Annotated in this window: 15 protein-coding genes; 10 read left to right on the top strand and 5 right to left on the bottom strand. The window is 55.4% G+C overall.

What is annotated here, in order from left to right:
• The first annotated feature begins 2 nt into the window (after positions 1-2).
• The 10 genes from HB779_RS24505 to HB779_RS24460 all read left to right on the top strand — a co-directional run bounded on the left by HB779_RS24505 (position 3) and on the right by HB779_RS24460 (position 11089).
• Positions 3-653 (top strand): TenA family protein, encoded by a 651-nt coding sequence (locus HB779_RS24505; RefSeq protein ID WP_188346506.1) that lies wholly within the window; start codon positions 3-5, stop codon positions 651-653.
• Positions 654-671: 18 nt separating this feature from the next.
• Positions 672-1565, top strand: coding sequence for a ribokinase (locus HB779_RS24500; protein WP_188346505.1), 894 nt, complete (start codon positions 672-674; stop codon positions 1563-1565).
• A 231-nt stretch (positions 1566-1796) separates the two neighbouring features.
• Positions 1797-3539 (top strand): ABC transporter substrate-binding protein, encoded by a 1743-nt coding sequence (locus HB779_RS24495; protein ID WP_188346504.1) that lies wholly within the window; start codon positions 1797-1799, stop codon positions 3537-3539.
• Positions 3539-4522 carry an ABC transporter permease gene (locus HB779_RS24490; protein WP_188346503.1) on the top strand — a complete coding sequence of 328 codons (984 nt, stop codon included), beginning with the start codon at positions 3539-3541 and terminating at the stop codon, positions 4520-4522. The genes HB779_RS24495 and HB779_RS24490 overlap by 1 nt, the downstream gene beginning before the upstream one ends.
• Positions 4519-5421 carry an ABC transporter permease gene (locus HB779_RS24485; protein ID WP_188346502.1) on the top strand — a complete coding sequence of 301 codons (903 nt, stop codon included), beginning with the start codon at positions 4519-4521 and terminating at the stop codon, positions 5419-5421. Before HB779_RS24490 ends, HB779_RS24485 begins: the two co-directional genes overlap by 4 nt.
• On the top strand, positions 5418-6233 hold the full coding sequence (locus tag HB779_RS24480) for an ABC transporter ATP-binding protein (protein ID WP_188346501.1): 816 nt from the start codon (positions 5418-5420) through the stop codon (positions 6231-6233). The genes HB779_RS24485 and HB779_RS24480 overlap by 4 nt, the downstream gene beginning before the upstream one ends.
• Positions 6230-7171, top strand: a complete 942-nt coding sequence (locus tag HB779_RS24475; protein ID WP_188346500.1) for an ABC transporter ATP-binding protein — start codon at positions 6230-6232, stop codon at positions 7169-7171. The genes HB779_RS24480 and HB779_RS24475 overlap by 4 nt, the downstream gene beginning before the upstream one ends.
• A 22-nt stretch (positions 7172-7193) precedes the next feature.
• Entirely contained in the window at positions 7194-7670 is a 477-nt protein-coding gene (locus HB779_RS24470; protein ID WP_188346499.1) for a GNAT family N-acetyltransferase, read from the top strand.
• A gap of 18 nt (positions 7671-7688) precedes the next feature.
• Positions 7689-9635: a beta-N-acetylhexosaminidase gene (locus HB779_RS24465; RefSeq protein WP_188346498.1), complete on the top strand. Its 1947-nt coding sequence runs from the start codon at positions 7689-7691 to the stop codon at positions 9633-9635.
• A gap of 413 nt (positions 9636-10048) precedes the next feature.
• Complete coding sequence (locus tag HB779_RS24460) at positions 10049-11089, top strand: glutamine synthetase beta-grasp domain-containing protein (RefSeq protein ID WP_188346497.1); 1041 nt, start codon at positions 10049-10051, stop codon at positions 11087-11089.
• A 144-nt stretch (positions 11090-11233) separates the two neighbouring features.
• Here the strand turns inward: HB779_RS24460 and HB779_RS24455 are convergent, their stop codons facing one another.
• The 5 genes from HB779_RS24455 to HB779_RS24435 form a co-directional block, all read right to left on the bottom strand.
• Complete coding sequence (locus HB779_RS24455; protein WP_244642889.1) at positions 11234-13072, bottom strand: ABC transporter ATP-binding protein; 1839 nt, start codon at positions 13070-13072, stop codon at positions 11234-11236.
• 19 nt (positions 13073-13091) lie between these two features.
• On the bottom strand, positions 13092-14873 hold the full coding sequence (locus tag HB779_RS24450; protein ID WP_188346496.1) for a gamma-glutamyltransferase family protein: 1782 nt from the start codon (positions 14871-14873) through the stop codon (positions 13092-13094).
• Between the two features lie 19 nt (positions 14874-14892).
• Positions 14893-15765: an ABC transporter permease gene (locus tag HB779_RS24445; protein ID WP_188346495.1), complete on the bottom strand. Its 873-nt coding sequence runs from the start codon at positions 15763-15765 to the stop codon at positions 14893-14895.
• Positions 15762-16709: an ABC transporter permease gene (locus HB779_RS24440; RefSeq protein WP_188346494.1), complete on the bottom strand. Its 948-nt coding sequence runs from the start codon at positions 16707-16709 to the stop codon at positions 15762-15764. Before HB779_RS24440 ends, HB779_RS24445 begins: the two co-directional genes overlap by 4 nt.
• 68 nt (positions 16710-16777) lie before the next feature.
• On the bottom strand, positions 16778-18283 hold the full coding sequence (locus tag HB779_RS24435; protein ID WP_188346493.1) for an ABC transporter substrate-binding protein: 1506 nt from the start codon (positions 18281-18283) through the stop codon (positions 16778-16780).
• Between the last annotated feature and the right edge of the window lie 42 nt (positions 18284-18325).

Below are 18325 nucleotides of genomic sequence, written 5' to 3'. Positions count from 1 at the left end.
AAATGGCCGCTGAAAGTCTCTCCGATCGAATCCTTCGCGACAATGCAGCGGTGTTTCAGACGATGCTCGATCATCGTTTCGTCAAGGACATCAAGAACGACACGCTGAGCAAAACCGCGTTCGAGCGTTACCTCGTCTACGAAGGAGCTTTTGTCGATACGGCGATTTCTATCTTCGCCTATGCCGCCGCAACAGCGCAAACCATGGAGCAAAAGCGCTGGCTTATCGCTGTGCTTGATGCATTGGCAAATGAACAGATTAGCTATTTCGAAAGGTCGTTTGCGGGCCGGGGTATTGATCCATCGTCCTTTGATGTGGACATTCCTCCGGTTAAAGCTTTCCGCTCGGGTATGCTTTGCATTGCCAGCGAAGGTGCCTTTCTCGACGTGGTCGCTGCCATGTTCGCTGCAGAATGGATGTATTGGACCTGGTCGAAAGAAGCCTCGGCATGTCACATTAGCGATCCGCTCCTGAAGGAATGGGTCGATCTGCATGTCAGCGCAGGCTTTGCCGAACAGGCACTATGGCTCAAACGCGAGCTTGATCTTGCCGGCGAGGGCGGTCTTCCTGAACCGGCCTGCGCACGGCTAAGCGCAGTCTTCGGCCATGCAATGCAGCTTGAGATCGATTTTCATGATGCGCCATATCTCTGACTTTGCGAAGGTAGACGCATGCGCGCGTATGTGATCGGCAATATCACTATTGATGAAATGATTGTCGTCGATGAGCTTCCGTCATCAGGCGCTTCAATCCTGGGGCAGGTGGGTTCGCACGACCTCGGCGGCAAGGGTACCAATCAGGCGGTGGTTATGGCGCGATGCGGCGTTGCGACAACGCTGGTGGCTCCGGTGGGGAAAGACGCGAGGGCGGATACAATCCGCCATCATCTGCTGACCGAACCTCTTGTCAGCGAGTTGATCGCGATAGACGGCATTTCGAGCGACATGTCTCTCATATTCCGGTTGCCGGGCGGCGAAAACGCCATCGTTACAACAACCGAGTCCGCGCAGAATTTAAGCTACGCCCACATCATGCCGGTTTTGCGGAGTGCAGAGCCCGGTGATCTTGCCATCTTGCAGGGGAATCTTTCGCACCAGACCACGCGCGAAACGCTGCAATTTGCCAAATCGCTTGGGATGACCACGGCATTCAATCCGTCGCCCCTGCGTCCGTTTTTCTCGGACCTATGGCAGTTTGTTGATGTTGTGGTTCTCAATCGCGGCGAAGCGCAGGCTTTGACAGGCACAACAGGTGAAGCGGCTGCGGAATATCTGTTGCGCCAAGGTGTTCAGGATGTTGTTCTGACGCTGGGTGGTGACGGTGCCATGCTGGTAAACAGCCAAGGAACCGTTGCTGTGGCGGCATGTGCCGGCGAAGTTGTCGATACCACAGGCGCTGGGGATACGTTCATGTCTGCCGCTCTGGCATCATCTCTGTTACGCGGTTGCCGCCTTGATCAAAAGGCTCTCGAACATGCGGCACAATCAGCAGCGATCACGGTCTCAAAAGTCGGGACGCGTGCCGCATTTCCCAACTCTTCTGAGCTTGCGGCGATTCTGCAATAGGGCTTCCCCGGACCCTTGAAATAGATTCCCGATACCAAGCGTTTTCACCGTAAAAAAGTGAATTCCGAACGTCCGTTTTTTCTGAAACTGCGCAATCACCATACCATTGGCTGAATTGGTATGTGGCAAAATTGCGGCAGTTGACAAGCCGTTATTTCCCCGACTAGCATTAAATCAAATTGATTGACCTAAAGGGACGGAACGCCAACAATCCAAAAATGGGGAATAGACATGACCGCAGTTTCGAATGCCGTAACACGCCGACTCTCGCCTGCCGCTCGATTGACCCGACTTTTCCCTGCCACCACTCTTGGCCTGGCACTCATTGCTTCCACTTCATTGATAAGTGTGAGCACCGCTTCCGCTGAAGCACTCCTCACCATGCACATCGAAGAACAGACAAGCTGGGTGCAGAATTTCAACCCGTTTGATGTTGGCGGCCGCCGCCAGAGCACGTTGGATTTCATTTATGAGCCGCTGGTAATTTTCAATGAACTGGATGGCGGCAAACCCGTCTATCGTCTGGCGACAGCATTCAAATTTGCCGACGACCTAAAGTCGATCACTTACACCATTCGTGACGGCGTAAAGTGGTCGGACGGCAAACCGCTCACCGCATTTGACGTCAAATTTACCATCGACCTGATGCGCAAGAACCCGGCGCTGGATTTTGTCGGTGTAGCCGACAGTGTTGCTTCGGTCGAAGCCCCATCGGCAACGGAAGTCAAAATGACCCTCAAAGATGTCGATACGCATTTTCCGGAATCACTGTCCGACCTGCCTGTTGTGCCGGAACATATCTGGAAAGACATCGCTGATCCGCTCACCTTCAAGAATGAAAAGCCGGTTGGTTCCGGGCCGATGACGGAAATCCGCCGCTTTACCCCGCAGGTTTACGAGCAATGTCGCAATCCGAATTATTGGGATGCTGCCTCGTTGAAAGTCGATTGCCTGAAACTGCTGCAAATTTCCGGTAACGACCAGATGCTGGCAACGCTGCCGGAAGGCCAGATGGACTGGTTCGGTTCATTCCTCCCCGAAATCGACAAGACCTATGTTTCACTTGATGAGAAGCATAATCATTATTGGCAGCCGCCGGCTGAAACAGTCGCATTCCAGATGAATTTGAAGACGACAAAACCTGGAAATGCCGCCGCGTTCAATGACATTGCATTCCGCCGTGCAGTCAGCCTGGTCATGGATAGAACCGCCATGGTTGATATTGCCGGGTTCGGCTATCCCGTTGTCAATCTGCATGCGAGCGGTCTTCCCCCGCGTTTTGAAGGCTGGCGCAATCCGGAAGCCGAAAAAGCCCAGAATGAGTGGATGACTTATGACGTCGACAAGGCAAACAAACTGCTTGACGATGCGGGCTATAAGAAGGGCGCCGATGGCTTCCGCACAACGCCAAAGGGCGAGCCGATCGCCTTTTCAATCATGGCTCCGAACGGCTGGACGGACTGGATCGATGCGGTGCAAATCGTTGCAGAAGGTCTGCGTAAGGCGGGGATCAATGCTTCCGTTGCGACACCGGAGTATGAACAATGGGGCAAGCAGATTGTTGAGGGGAATTTCGATACGCTGATCAACTCGCGTGCCGATGGCCCCACGCCCTTCCGTGGTTATTATCAGTCACTGTCAACCGCGTTTGGCGGCCGTATCACTGGCGCGCCGTCACGGTATTCCAATCCCGATCTCGATAAAGCTTTCAACGACTACCGCAAGGCTACGAGCGACGACGCTCGCAAGACGATCTTTAATCAGGTCCAACTGATTGTTGCTGATAATTTCCCGGTCGTGCCGCTTTTCAACGGCCCGACCTGGTATCAATATTCCACCAAGCGGTTTACGGGCTGGGTTTCAAAAGAAGACCCGGCAATGAACCCCGAAGACCATGAAAACAACCGGATGCGGCTCATCCATCTTTTGCGCCTGCGTCCAACAGATGAAAAGGCTGGCGGAGATGCGGGCTGATGCGGCTTCCCCTGCACCGGCTCGCCATTTACGGCGTAGCGTTTCTGTTTGCTATCGTCGTCAATTTTCTTGTTCCCCGGCTGATGCCGGGGAGTCCGGTCGATGGGATGATCGCACAGCTTGGTCCGCGCGCCACACCTGCGGCCATTGAAGCGATCAAGGCCCGTTTCGGCGTGGTTGAGCAACCAATATGGGAACAGTTCTTTGACTATCTGAAAGGGCTCGCCACGCTCGATCTCGGGGTGTCGGTGAAATACTATCCGCAAACGGTGGTTGAAGTGCTTGGTCGTTCGGCGGGGTGGACCGCGTTTCTGGTCATCACAGCGATCGTATTTTCGCTTTGCATCGGCGTTACTCTGGGCGCGGTGGCAGCCTGGCGCCGGGGCGGGCGGTTCGATTCATTCATCTCGCCCTTTTCCATTATGATGATTGCGGTTCCTCCGGTTGTCATCGCGGTGGCTACCCTCTTCACGTTCGGCGTGGCGCTTCGGTGGTTTCCGGTGGGATACGCGTACAATCCCAATCTCGATCCGGGGCTGAATTTCACATTCTTTGGCAGTGTGTTCCTGCATGTGATCATGCCAGTGCTGACGCTGTCGCCCTATCTCATTGGCGAGTTTCAAACCACGATGCGCACGAGCATGATCTCCGTGCTGGGCGAGGACTATGTCACCATGGGCCGCGCCAAGGGATTGAGCGAGACCGCCGTCATGTTTGGTTATGCTGCCCGCAACGCCATGCTCCCTGTCCTGACCAATCTTGCTCTGATGCTTGGTGCCGTGTTCGGTGGGTCGATCGTCACTGAAATAGTCTTTAATTATCCTGGCCTTGGCCTCACGCTCTACACTGCAAGTGTAGCGCGGGATTACCCGGTTATTCAGGGGCAGCTCCTGCTTATGACACTGGCAACGCTCGGCGCCAACCTTCTGGTCGATCTCATCTATGGCGTTATCGACCCCCGTATTGGGGAGACACGCGCATGAACTCCGGAATAAAACTCTTGCTGCGGCAAAAGAAGGCAGTCGTCGGCTTGGTGATTGTCATCGCGCTTTGCCTGATGGCGCTGTTCGCTCCCATCATCGCACCCAACGATCCGGCCGCCCGTGTTGGGCGCTCGCATCAGCCGCCTACAATCGAGCATGTGATGGGCACAACCAAGATGGGCCGTGATGTCTTCAGCCAGTTTGTCTGGGGAGCCCGGTCATCCCTCGCGGTCGGTTTTGCCACGGGCATATTCATCACCGTGCTTGGCACCTTGATTGGTCTCGCTGGCGGCTATTTTGGCGGCCGCATTGATAACACGCTTGATCTGCTGACCAATGCAGTTCTGGTTATTCCCAATATACCGCTCCTGATCTTGCTAGCCTCGTTTGCCGGCACTGTTGGCCCGATTGCCATCATGACGATCATTGCCTTCACTTCATGGCCATGGGGTGCCCGCATGACACGCTCGCAAACGCTGGCTTTACGCAATCGTGAATTTGTCGTCGCTGCCCGCATGGTTGGAGAGCCCAACTGGCGGATTGTCTTTGTCGAAATCCTGCCCAATCTCTTGCCACTGATCGCACTCAATCTGGTCGGCAGTATCATCTATGCCATTGTCGCCCAGACGACGCTGGAATATCTTGGCTTTGGCGATCCCCTGAATGTGACGTGGGGCACCATGCTGTACAACGCCCAGAATTCATCGGCTATTATCGTCGGCGCATGGTGGGACATTGCGGTGCCCTGTGCTGGCATCGTGCTTGTCGGGCTTGGCCTTTCGCTTCTCAATTTCACCTTTGACGAAATCGCCAATCCGCAATTGCGCTCCGGTCCGGCATTACGCCGCTGGTTGCGGCTCAACCGTTTGCGCATGCGCAGTCTGGAGGCGGGACAATGAGTGATGCGCTTCTGCAGGTTCGCAATCTCAGTGTGGATTACCTCCTCGACAAAGGTGTTTTCAACGCGGTGAAGGACGTGTCCTTCGACATCGGCCGGGGCGAGTTGTTTGGTCTGGCCGGTGAATCCGGTCGCGGCAAAAGCACGATTGCCTATGCAATCACGCGGCTCGCCAAGCCACCCGCATGGGTGGCCGGAGGCGAGATATTGCTCGACGGGCAGGATCTGCTCAGAATGCCGGAACGAGCGCTGCAAAGTGTTCGCTGGCGGCGCATTGGCATGGTGTTTCAAAGCGCCATGAATTCGCTGAATCCGCTCATGCGCGTCGAGGCCCAGTTCTATGATGTTCTGCATCGCCATACCGGAGCCTCGCGTGAAAAATCGCGAGCACGGGCTGAAGAGATGTTTCGGCTTGTCGGCATTCCTGTCGACCGGCTCTCGAACTATCCGTACCAATTCAGTGGCGGCATGCGGCAGCGCATCGTCATCGCCATCTGTCTCGCGCTCAGTCCTGAATTGATCATCATGGATGAGCCGACAACGGCATTGGATGTGGTGGTTCAGCGGGAAATTCTGGAGCAGGTGGTTGATCTGCAAAAGAGCCATGGTTTCTCAGTGCTGTTTATCACCCACGACCTGCATCTGATGGCCCAGATTTGCCACCGTATCGGGGTCATGCTGAAGGGGGAACTGGTGGAGGTCGGGGAAGTGCGTCAGGTGAGCCGTGCGCCTGTTCATGATTACACGCGGCGATTGTGGAGCGCGATTCCGAGCTTGCCATCGATTGAACACAGGGAAGAGAGCCCAGCATGAATGCGATCCCCGATCTGACACAGGCAAAAACCGTCAACGCGTCGCCTGTGATTGCGCTCGACGGAATCACACGATCCTTTGGTCTGGTTCAGGCTCTGCGCGGTGTCTCCTTTTCGCTGGTTCCCGGCCGGGCGCTGGCGCTTGTGGGCGAGTCCGGTTGCGGGAAAACCACCTGTGCCCGTATCATTGCCCGCATGGATCAGCCAACATCGGGCGACATGCTTTTCCGTGGTGCCAATGTTACCGCGACGGGATCTGCGGCACAGGAGCGGGCCTACCGCCGAGCGGTGCAGATGGTCTTTCAGGATCCCTTTGCTTCGCTCAATCCGGTTTTCTCGATAGCACACCATCTGGTCAGACCGCTGAAACTGCATGGCCATGTCAAGGGCCGCTCGGGGGCTGCCGATGGCGTGGATGCACTGCTGGAAAGCGTCGGGCTTGATCCCATTTTGACGGCGCACAAATTCCCGCACGAATTGTCCGGCGGGCAGCGGCAGCGGGTGAATATTGCCCGTGCGCTGGCCGTGCAACCGGAAGTACTGATTGCGGACGAACCCACATCGATGCTGGATGTCTCGATCCGGCTGGGGATTCTCGAATTGCTTTCGCGGATCAAGCGCGAGCGCAATCTGGCGCTGCTCTATATTACGCACGATATCGCAATGGCTGCTCACGTGGCAGAGGAAATTGTGGTGATGTTTGCCGGGCAGATGGTTGAGTGGGGCGATACCAATGCGGTGATCACCGATCCGCGCCATCCCTACACGAAGCTTTTGCTTTCCGCCGTGCCGGATCCGTACCAGCCGTTTGTGCCGGGTGAAAGTGCGCGGTTCCTGGCGCATGCCGAAGAAATCCGCCGGCTTTCCCGGCCCGCATCCGATGGGGTTGAAAAGGTTGGTCCCAACCATTTCGTCCGCCAACCGGGCGATGCCGGTTGATTGAACTCGGGGAGGAAACACAATGGATCTGCTTGTCAGGCTTTATGCTCTTGAATCCAAGCCGGAGCTCGACCAGCGGCTGGCCGATGCGGGCATTTTGGTCCGCCGGGTGCTTGCGCCAGAACTCGGCATCGTCACGGATTGGATCAAGCAGGAGTTTGGCCCCGGCTGGGCCAGCGAAGCCACGATTGCATGCTCACGCCAACCGCCATCCTGTTTCATTGCTGTGAGAGACGGAAAGCCCGTCGGCTTTGCCTGTTACGATGCAATTGCCCGTGGCTTCTTCGGACCAACGGGCGTGAGCGAAGCCTTTAGAGGCGCTGGTGTGGGTCATAGCCTGTTGCTTGCCTGTCTTCTCGATATGCGCACGCAAGGCTACGGATACGCTGCAATCGGTGATGTCGGGCCCATCGATTTCTATGTCCGTGCCGTCGGCGCCACGCCGATTGCCGATTCCACGCCCGGCATTTTTGCCGGTTTGCTCAGATATCCCGATTGAACCCCCGAAAGATCATCCATGACATCGCAACGCGCATTCCTGCTGGCAACCACGTGGCACCCGGCGACAGAAAATGAACCGCTTTCCTATTCGCTGACGCTGACAAATCTTTCGAACGAACCCATCAGCGACTTCAGACTTTGCGTCAGTGGTCCGGGACGCATTGATGCATCCTCGACGGTGGAAGGAGGAACGCTTGCCGCCAAGCTCTCCAACCATTCACAGCTTGCTCCGCCGGATGGTTTCGTGCTGCAGCCAAAGTCTTCGTGGACCATCACCGCACGCGGCTTGAGCTATCCTCTGCGTCATTGGACTGACGGTGCCAATGCAGCCTATCTCGCACTCGTCGATGGTTCGACTGCAATGGTGGCCGTAGAAGCAACCCGTTCTGCTGGCGACAATGGACCGTTGAAGCGTGGCGCGGAGATTTATCCGGTTCCAGCACATGTTGAAGTTCCGTTGTCGGTGGTGCCATGGCCGCATACGGTCGCAATTTCAGGCCGCCGCGCTGTGCCGCAAGGTTTGGCCCTGTTGCCGGAAGGCGATGATGCCGATGCTGTCGCGAAAACATTTGGCGGACTTGTGCAGGCCTTATTCCCCGTTGAAGGAATTGCGCGATCCGTGGCGGAAGGCGGCCTGCCGGTGAAGATTGCCATTGCAGATGGTTTTAAACCGGAGGCCTATGCGATCCGCTTTTCGAGCGATCCAGTTCATCTTAGTGCCAGCACGCGCTCGGGGCTTCTGTACGGTCTGATCACACTTGGTCAAATCCTGCGTGGTGCACGGCATTATCCTCAAACCTTCCTGTTCCCTCTTGAAGGCGAAATCCGCGATGAACCGTCCATGCGCTGGCGCGGCACGCACCTCGACGTAGCGCGGCAATTCTATGGTTCGGCCGAGATCAGCCAATTTCTGCATATTCTTGCATGGAACAAACTCAACCGGTTCCATTGGCACCTTTCGGACGATGAGGCGTGGCGCGTGGAGATTGATGCCTATCCCGAACTTGTCTCAGTAGGCGCATGGCGCGGACATGGTTTGCCGATCCCGCCACTGCTGGGATCTGGTCCGCAACCCACAGGTGGCTATTACACCAAGACGGCGGTGCGTGAGATTGTTGCTCTTGCCGGTGACCTGGGAATTGATGTCGTGCCTGAAATCGATATGCCCGGCCATTGCTATGCGGTGCTGCAATCGCTGCCATGGTTGCGCGATCCGCAGGAAACCGGCGCGTATTTCTCCATTCAGGATTTTCCCAACAATTGCCTGAATCCGGCACGTGACGAAACCTACGAGTTTGTTGAAACGCTGCTGGACGAGTTGCTTGAGCTGTTTCCCTCGCAAACAATCCATGTTGGCGCAGATGAGGTTCCCGCCGATGCCTGGACCGGTTCGCCGCAGGCAAAGGCACGTCTTGCCGAACTGGGCGGCGATACATCTGCCGTTCTTCAGGCTGATTTCCTGCGGCGTGTGCAGGCATCTCTCACGGCGCGGGGTCGCATGACCGGCGCATGGCAGGAAGCAGCGGTTGGCGGTGGCATCGATAAGGCGCACTGCTATCTCAACGGCTGGCACACCGTAGAGATCTGCGCGGAGCTGGCAACTGAGGGCTACGACATCGTCGTCTGTCCGGGCCAGGTTTACTATCTCGACATGGCCAATAGCCCGGACTGGTCGGAGCCGGGTGCTGGATGGGCCGGCTGGTCGGAGCCGGAAAAGCTTTATAATTTCGATCCCGTGGAAGGCTGGAGCACAACACAGAAGAAGCGCTTCCTTGGTGTTCAGACCTGTATATGGTCCGAGCCGATGACCGATCGCGGTGTGTTCGACCGGCTGGTTTTCCCGCGCATTTCCGCTCTGGCCGAAACTGGATGGACGCAGCCGGAAGCCAAATCCTGGGAACGATTTAAGGCATTGGCCGGATTGATGCCGGTTCTCTATGGGTCAACGGCACCGCCTTTTTAACGTCATGCCCAATTTGAGTTCAGTGTGATTATTTTTTGGTCGCATCTTGTGCAAAAAATGTTGCGGTTATGGTCATCTCAATCGCAACGTTCTTCCCAGGTGTCTGAAAGTATTAGGTAAAATTTCTCTGCGACATCCCGTCATATCCGGTTTTTCAACTCTTCTTTGGGTTTGTCTTTTTACGACAAATTTCCATCTTCATTGCTCTTAATCCGACATTTTTGAAGACTTATCAGCTTGTCTTTTCATCAGCGGTTTTCCACAGGGAAGCTGGAAAAGTTCTGTTCTTCCGCGCTTGCACGAAATTGGCACGATAAATGCATATCTGAAAGTTAGCCGTAGCTGGCAAACCATTTTGCGCAGGAAATCCCAAGTTTACCTGATGCTGCACCACAAAACAGGGAAGGTTTAAAATGACAAAATATAAGCTCGAGTACATTTGGCTGGATGGATATACACCGGTTCCAAATCTCCGCGGAAAAACCCAGATCAAGGAATTCGACAGTTTTCCGGAACTCGAGCAGCTTCCTCTGTGGGGCTTTGATGGCAGCTCGACAATGCAGGCCGAGGGCAGAAGCTCCGATTGCGTATTGAAGCCGGTTGCGATTTATCCTGACAGTGAGCGCACAAACGGCGCTCTGGTCATGTGCGAAGTCATGATGCCTGATGGCAAGACCCCGCATCCGTCAAACACCCGCGCAACCATTCTCGATGACGAGAATGCATGGTTCGGTTTCGAACAGGAATATTTCTTCTACAAGAATGGCCGCCCGCTAGGCTTCCCGGATGCCGGTTATCCAGCGCCCCAGGGCCCTTATTATACCGGCGTTGGCTATAGCAATGTCGGCGATGTTGCGCGCAAGATCGTTGAAGAACATCTCGACATTTGCCTCGCTGCCGGTCTGAACCACGAAGGCATCAATGCCGAAGTGGCAAAAGGTCAGTGGGAATTCCAGATTTTCGGCAAGGGTTCACGTAAAGCCGCCGACGAAATCTGGCTGGCTCGTTACCTGTTGCAGCGCCTGACAGAAAAGTACGGCATCGACGTTGAATATCATTGCAAGCCGCTCGGCGACACCGACTGGAACGGCTCAGGCATGCACGCCAACTTCTCCACTGGCTATATGCGTGAGACTGGCGGCAAGGAATATTTCGAAGCACTGATGGGCGCTTTCGAAGAAGCACGCGCAGATCATATCGCTGTTTACGGTCCGGACAATCACATGCGTCTGACCGGCAAGCATGAAACTCAGTCCATTCATGCTTTCAGCTATGGCATTGCTGATCGCGGCGCGTCGATCCGCGTCCCGCATAGCTTCGTCAACAACGGCTATCGCGGCTATCTGGAAGACCGCCGTCCAAATTCACAGGGCGACCCATACCAGATCGCTTCGCAGATTTTGAAGACGATTGCGTCTGTTCCGTTCGATACCGATATCTCGGTAGCAGCGTAAGACTGATTTTTACGGCGAGGGCTTTGTTGCCCTCGCCGTAATTGTTTATGCGGTCAATAATTGATCGAGCATCTTAAAGTATTGGCTGGTTGCAGAAGCTTCTTCTTCGATGCCGCAAACGCGAGGCGTGGCTCTCCCGGCACGTCAGATTTGCACGAAATGCCCTTTGCTCACTTCTTTGTAGTCACGCACCGGCGGCACATATCCGACCGGGCGAACGGGGCTTTTCAGCTCATTAACAGCAACATTCCGTTTCATTGAGCGTCGCGCGGGATCAGGGACAGGTACGGCGGCCATCAATGTCTTGGTATAGGCGTGCTGCGGACTGTCGAACACCGCTGCACGCGGGCCAATTTCCACAATCTCACCCAGATACATGACGGCAACACGATGGCTGACGCGCTCCACCACCGCCATATCATGTGAAATAAACAGAAACGCCAGATTGAAATTTTCCTGGAGATCAAGAAGCAGGTTGACGACCTGTGCCTTGATGGAAACATCCAGCGCCGACACAGACTCATCTGCCACGATGACTTTCGGATCGAGAGAAAGAGCGCGGGCAATGGCAATGCGTTGCCGCTGGCCGCCGGAAAATTCATGCGGGTAGCGTCTCAGCATGTCAGCGCTCAGACCAACCCGTTCCAACAGGTCCACGGCCTTGTCTTGCGCCTGTTTGTGGGTGCCGAGTTTGTGGACAATGAACGGTTCGGAAATGGTGGCACCGACGCTCATACGCGGGTTGAGGCTGGCAAACGGGTCTTGAAAGATCATCTGGATGCTTTTGCGCATATTGCGCAAGGCTGTCGGGTCCAGCGTCAACACATTGTAACCGTCGAGAACAACCTCGCCACTGGTGGGTTGCACCAGCCGCGTGATCGAGCGGCCAGTTGTCGATTTTCCGCAACCGGACTCTCCGACAAGCGACAGCGTCTCTCCCTGTGCGAGATCGAACGAAATGTTTTCCACGGCGTGAATGGCGCCGGATTTGCGTCCAAACAGACCGGAGCGGATATCAAAGCGCGTAGTCAGATTTTTGACCTCAAGGATCGGTGTCTTGCGTTTATCCACCGTGTCGGCAACCTCAGTTGGTATGCTCGATTGACCGGTCTTGATGTCAACGATAGGAAATCGCAACGGCCAATGCTGATCCATCATCGAGCCAAGGCGCGGTACAGCGGAAAGCAAAGCGCGCGTATAGGGGTGTTGACCCCGATGGAACACGTCATCGGTTGAGCCACTTTCGACGGCTTCACCGCGGTACATGACGATTGTTCGATCCGCGACTTCGGCAACCACACCCATATCGTGCGTGATGAAGAGCACGGCCATACCTTCCTCTTCCTGCAGCACTTTTATCAAGTCAAGAATTTGGCCTTGAATTGTCACATCAAGCGCCGTGGTTGGCTCGTCGGCAATCAGCAGCTTCGGCCGGCTGGCAAGCGCCATGGCAATCATCACGCGCTGGCGCATGCCGCCGGAGAACTGGTGCGGATATTCGTCGAAACGAGAAGACGCGTTGGGAATGCGCACTTTCTCCAGCAGGCGGATCGTCTCGGCGCGCGCCTCGACGGGCGAAAGGCTGCTGTGACAGGTCAGTGCTTCGGATATTTGCCGTCCGATCGTGAATATCGGATTGAGGCTGGTCATGGGTTCCTGAAAGATCATCGCGACATCATTGCCGCGTACATCCCGCATCTGTCTGTCGGAGAGTTGCAGGAGATTTTTTCCATTCAAGCTGATCTTGCCTTCGATGCGGCTTGTCGCCTTGGCCAGCAGCCGCATGATGGAAAGGGACGTGACACTTTTTCCCGAGCCGGACTCACCTACAATCGCAACGGTCTCGCCCGGCATAACGTCGAAGGAGACATCGCGCACGACACTTTTCCATTCACCGTCGACAAGAAATGAAGTCGTCAATCCTTCAACGGAAAGAATGGGTTTCATACCGGCAATATCGGGAACTGGATTGCTAGCCGTCATAGGGTTTGCCATTGTTCTGCTACCGTCCGATCGCATAGGCTTGCATCAGCCGGGGCGTGGCAGCCGCACGCAAAAACCCACTTGGTTCACGTCGGGCTGCGGTCAGGCGGCCAACTGTCCAAGGATCGGCGGGAGTGATGTCATGACCTTTCAGCCGCAGGGCTTCCAGCACGTCTTTGCCGACACTGGTTTCGACGGTGATGTTTCCCGGTTCGCTTGTACGCGGATAGAACGAACTGGGGAAATGCGCGGTGTGAAATAGCGGGCTATCGATCGCTTCCTGAAGATTGAGCCCGTGATGAACATGCCGCAGAAAGAACGGCAATTGCCATTGATCCTGCTGATCCCCGCCGGGTGTACCGAAAGCCATGGTGGGCCTGCCTTCGAAAAGCGCCAGGGTGGGTGTGAGGGTTGTACGCGGCCGTTTGCCGGGGGCAAGCGACGTTGGCAATCCCTCCTGCAGCCAGAACATCTGAGCACGGGAATTCAGGCAGAAGCCAAGTCCCGGAATAATCGGTGATGATTGCAGCCAGCCGCCGGATGGCGTGACGGAAACCATGTTTCCTTCACGATCGATCACATCGATATGCACGGTGTCGCCGCGCTTTTCCGACAGGTGCGACATTGTCGGCTCGTACACAACACCGCTGCTCATACCGCCTAACATCTGCATGGTCAGATCATACTGCGCTTCGAAACCCGGAATTTTGCCGGGCTGAAGCGTTTTCGAGGCGGTCGAGCCCATAAGCTTGCGCCGCTCATGGTTGTAGGTGTCCGAAAGCAGGTGATCGATTGGAATATTGGAAAAATTGGGATCGCCGTAATAGACCTCCCGATCCGCATAGCTCAACTTCATTGCTTCCACGACCGTATGAATGAATTCAGCACCATTCGGGTCCATGGCCGCTATATCGAAGCCTTTCAGCAGAGCGAGCGATTGCAGCAATGCCGGACCCTGACCCCATGGCCCGGTCTTGGCGACGGTCCAGCCATGATAGTCATAGGTTTGCGGCGTTTCGATTGTGGCACGCCAGTTCGCCATGTCATCGGCGGTCAACACGGCCTTGTGACGTTGACCACTGGCATCCATGACTTCAGCGAATTTGACGTAATTAGCAATCGCTTCAGCAACAAAGCCGCGATAGAAGGCATCGCGCGCGGCGTCGATCTGGTCTTCACGCACCTTCTTGCTTTCAGATTGCGCGACGATCTTTTTCCACGTTTCTGCCAATACAGGATTTTTGAAATTGCTGTGCGGTGCTGGTGCTATCCCTCCGGGCAGCCACGTCTCAAACGATGTAGGCCATTCCTTGCGGAAGAATTCGCCGAGCCCGCTGATTGTCGCAGCTACGCGCGGCAACATGGGATGACCATTCTCAGCGTAGTAGATGGCCGGCTCCAGAATATCGCGGACAGACAGCGTGCCATAGTCGCGCAGCATCAGCATCCAGCCATCGAAGGCACCGGGTATCACTGTCGCGAGCAGCCCGTCACCGGGAATGAGATCAAGTCCTTCGCGTTTGTAATGATCGATGGTTGCACCTGCGGGTGCCGGTCCCTGCGCACAGATGACCTCTACCTTGTCGTTCTTCTTTGAATAGATGATAGCGGGCATGTCGCCGCCTGCGCCATTCAGATGTGGTTCCACCACTTGGAGGACCATGCCGGTTGCCACAGCGGCGTCGAAGGCATTGCCGCCTTTTTCCAGGATGCTCATGCCCACTGCTGTGGCGATCCAATGGGTTGAGGTGACAACACCAAATGTTCCAAGAATTTCCGGGCGGGTTGTGAAGGCAGTCATTGCTATATCCTTTTGAATGTCATGCTTCGCGCGGATCGAGGGCGTCACGCAAACCATCGCCGAGCAGATTGAAACCGATTACGACCAGAAAGATTGCAGCACCCGGCCACATGGCCATCCAAGGTGCCTGCGACAGGAAGTTTTTGGCCACGTTGAGCATCGAGCCCCAACTTGGAGAAGGCGGTTGTTGACCCAGACCTAGAAACGACAGGCTGGCTTCGGCAATGATCGCCGTAGCAATTGTCAGGCTGGCCTGTACCAGCAGCGGCGAGAAAACGTTTGGCAAGATGTAACGGGTGATGATCCGGTAGTGACCGAGGCCGACGGACCGTGCGCCTTCCACATAATCTTCGGTCTTCACCGTAAGCACCTGACCACGCGTAAGCCGCACGAACAGCGGCATGGCGGAAAAGCCGATTGCGATCATCGCGTTGACGAGGCTCGGTCCGAGAAACGCCGCAAGGGCGATGGCTGTGATGAGGAATGGCATGGCCAGAAAGGCTTCGGTGATACGCGAAATGATCATGTCGATCCATCCGCCGAAATAGCCGGAGATAAGGCCAAGCGGTACGCCGATTGCCACCGCGATACCCACCGAAAATACACCGGCCATGAGCGAGGCTCTCGCGCCCCAAATCATGCGCGAAAGGATATCGCGGCCGATATCATCGGTTCCCAGCCAATGGGCGGCGGATGGTGCCTTGCGGATTGCGGACCAGTTGGTCGCCAGTGGATCAGCCAGCGGCAGCAACGGCGCGATAATCGCAAGCACAATAAAGAATGTGATAATGACAAGACCGACGAGGGCGCTCTTGTTGGCTTTGAGTTTTTTCCATGCCCGGTTTTGAGCGCGTGTTGGTGGCGCGTTCTGAATGACTTGCTGCATCGTCATAGCGCCGCCCTCATTCTTGGATTGAGCAGGATGTAAAGCACATCAGCAACCAGATTCATCAGGATAAATCCTGCTCCGGTGCATAGAACCACGCCCTGAACAACGGCGTAGTCGCGGTTGAAAACGGCATCGACAATGAGTTTACCGAAGCCCGGAATGGTGAAGATTTGCTCGGTGAGAACCGCGCCCGCCAGCAACTCGCCGAAGAGCAGCGCTGTGAGCGTAATAATCGGCAGAAGCGCGTTGCGAAAACTGTGTTCGAGAATAACAGCCCGTTCGGAAACGCCCTTCGCCCGGGCAGTGCGGATATAGTCGGCACTCAGCACGGTCAGCATTGACGAGCGGGTGTGGCGCATCAGGGTTGCCGCCAGTGCCAGTCCGATAACAAAGGCCGGCATGAGCATGGTTTGCAGCGAACGCAGCGGGTTGCTGAAGAAGGGTTCATAACCGGATGCCGGAAGCAGGCCCAGTTTAACCGAAACAAGCAGGATGAGCATGATCCCCATCCAGAAGTTGGGAACTGACAGGCCGGAGAGAGCGACGATATTGGCGATGTAATCGACCATCGTGTTCTTTTTAACTGCGGCCAGAATGCCGATAGGCACACCAATGGCGAGAGCAAACGCCATAGCCATGACAGCCAATTGAATCGTGACCGGGAGCTTTTGCGCAATCAGCGTGAGCACAGGCTGATTGGTTCGCAGGGATATGCCAAGATCGCCTCGAAGAACGCCTCCGACCCAGTAGAAATACTGATAGATGATTGGATCGTTCAGCCGGTATTTGTCGCGTAGAAATTCCAGAACCTGCGGATCCCGCTCTTCTCCGGCCATTGCGAGTATGGGGTCACCCGGCAAAAGCTTTTGCAGGGAAAACGCAAAGATCGATATGATGATCAACGTCGGTATGGCCAGCAACAGCCGTTTTCCAATATAGGTGTACATCGTTTGCAATCCTGACGTGCAACCCGTCAGCGAAAGTGCAGTTATGCACCTTCGCCGGGGCTGTTTGATTAGCTTTTCTTGACACCTTGCAGACGGATCATCCCATCGGGTGAGGGAATAAAGCCGGTTACATTCTTCTTGAGCGCCCATATCCATGCCTGATGGCCGAGATAGATGATGGGCAAATCATCATTGAGGATCTGCGCTGCGGCATCGTATTTCTGCTTCCGCACCGCATTATCCGTGGATTTCCGTGCATCATTGAGCAGAGTATCCACTTCCGGATTACAATATTTGGTGTCGTTGATACCGCCCTTGCAGGTTACGAACTGATGCAGATTGCCATCGGGATCGACACGCCCGGACCAATCGGAGCGGCCCAACTGATAGTTGCCAGCAGTCTGCTCAGACAGCAGCGTGGCGAATTCGGTTGTCTTCAGCTTGACGTTGAATCCTGCTTCCGCAACCATCGACTGGATGATCTGCATCATCTGCATTTGCACCGGATTGTTGGCTATCTGAAGGTCGATATCCAATGTCTCGTGGCCGGCTTCTTTCATCAGAGCTTTGGCTTTGTCGATATCGCGGGCGGGTACCGGAATATCCTTATCAAACCATGGGCTGTTTGGTGGAAACGGCTGATTGCCGGCTACGGAAGTTCCTTCATAGACGACCTGATTGACGGCATCACGGTCGATAGCCAGGGAGAAAGCCTGGCGCAGTCTCTTGTCCTTGCCGAACGGGTTGTCGGCACGCGGACCGTTGGCGATGTTCGTGTAAAGCGCCATGTAACCCACGCCGATTGCATCGGCATAGGTCAGTTTGGCGTCGTTCTTCACTGCGGCAGCGTCGGTCGCCGCGAGCCGCTCCAACATGTCCAGATCACCGGCTTGCAGGTTGGCGAGGCGCACGGTGGAATCCGGAATGGGCAGGAAGGTTACCTTATCGATGAATATGTTTGCGGCGTTCCAGTAATGCGGGAATTTTTCCAGAACGATCCGATCCTGCTGAACGCGTTCAACGAACTTGAACGGTCCTGAACACACCGGCTTGTTGCCGAAATTCGCGCCGAGTTCTGCCGCTGCTTTGGGCGAAACCATCATGCCTGCCCGGTCGGTGAGCTGTGCCAGCAAGGATGAATCAGGCGCTTTCAGCGTAAATTTCACCTGGTAATCGCTGGTGGCTTCGACTTTTGCCACCGAGGCAAGTTCGCTTTTCCGGCGTGACTCGGGCAGTGTCTGCGAGCGTTGGATATTGGCAACAACAGCTGCTGCGTTGAATGGCGTTTCATCATGAAAAACGACATTTTGGCGCAGGTTCATCGTCAGTTCAGAGCCGTCATCTGACCATTTCCAGTCCGTGGCCAATTGCGGCACGATCTCCAGCGACGGATTGACGTCAACGAGTTTGTCGCAGAGCGAGGTATAAACGATACGCCCGACAAAGGTTCGTGACTGTGCAGGGTCGAGGACGTCTGCGTCATCCTGCAAACCAATGCGCAATTCAGCTGCGGATACGGGGATAGTCAGCAGGACGCTGGCAAGTAGGGTCGCCAGAAGTTGTACCTTCTTCATTCAATTATTCTCCTCATTTGAGAGCGGATAAATATGCTCGAT

The organism is Phyllobacterium sp. 628 (assembly GCF_014189505.1).
Taxonomy (GTDB): Bacteria; Pseudomonadota; Alphaproteobacteria; order Rhizobiales; family Rhizobiaceae; genus Phyllobacterium.
Note: the sequence above shows the minus strand (reverse complement) of the source record. Positions and strands in the feature narration are given on the sequence as shown.

Excerpts from the sequence above, each read along its gene's own strand:
- HB779_RS24490 (WP_188346503.1), top strand. The coding sequence starts at position 3,539 with ATGCGGCTTCCCCTGCACCGGCTCGCCATTTACGGCGTAGCGTTTCTG.
- HB779_RS24485 (WP_188346502.1), top strand. The coding sequence starts at position 4,519 with ATGAACTCCGGAATAAAACTCTTGCTGCGGCAAAAGAAGGCAGTCGTC.
- HB779_RS24440 (WP_188346494.1), bottom strand. The coding sequence starts at position 16,709 with ATGTACACCTATATTGGAAAACGGCTGTTGCTGGCCATACCGACGTTG.
- HB779_RS24450 (WP_188346496.1), bottom strand. The coding sequence starts at position 14,873 with ATGACTGCCTTCACAACCCGCCCGGAAATTCTTGGAACATTTGGTGTT.
- HB779_RS24435 (WP_188346493.1), bottom strand. The coding sequence starts at position 18,283 with ATGAAGAAGGTACAACTTCTGGCGACCCTACTTGCCAGCGTCCTGCTG.
- HB779_RS24470 (WP_188346499.1), top strand. The coding sequence starts at position 7,194 with ATGGATCTGCTTGTCAGGCTTTATGCTCTTGAATCCAAGCCGGAGCTC.
- HB779_RS24500 (WP_188346505.1), top strand. The coding sequence starts at position 672 with ATGCGCGCGTATGTGATCGGCAATATCACTATTGATGAAATGATTGTC.
- HB779_RS24505 (WP_188346506.1), top strand. The coding sequence starts at position 3 with ATGGCCGCTGAAAGTCTCTCCGATCGAATCCTTCGCGACAATGCAGCG.
- HB779_RS24445 (WP_188346495.1), bottom strand. The coding sequence starts at position 15,765 with ATGACGATGCAGCAAGTCATTCAGAACGCGCCACCAACACGCGCTCAA.
- HB779_RS24465 (WP_188346498.1), top strand. The coding sequence starts at position 7,689 with ATGACATCGCAACGCGCATTCCTGCTGGCAACCACGTGGCACCCGGCG.
- HB779_RS24495 (WP_188346504.1), top strand. The coding sequence starts at position 1,797 with ATGACCGCAGTTTCGAATGCCGTAACACGCCGACTCTCGCCTGCCGCT.
- HB779_RS24480 (WP_188346501.1), top strand. The coding sequence starts at position 5,418 with ATGAGTGATGCGCTTCTGCAGGTTCGCAATCTCAGTGTGGATTACCTC.
- HB779_RS24455 (WP_244642889.1), bottom strand. The coding sequence starts at position 13,072 with ATGACGGCTAGCAATCCAGTTCCCGATATTGCCGGTATGAAACCCATT.
- HB779_RS24475 (WP_188346500.1), top strand. The coding sequence starts at position 6,230 with ATGAATGCGATCCCCGATCTGACACAGGCAAAAACCGTCAACGCGTCG.
- HB779_RS24460 (WP_188346497.1), top strand. The coding sequence starts at position 10,049 with ATGACAAAATATAAGCTCGAGTACATTTGGCTGGATGGATATACACCG.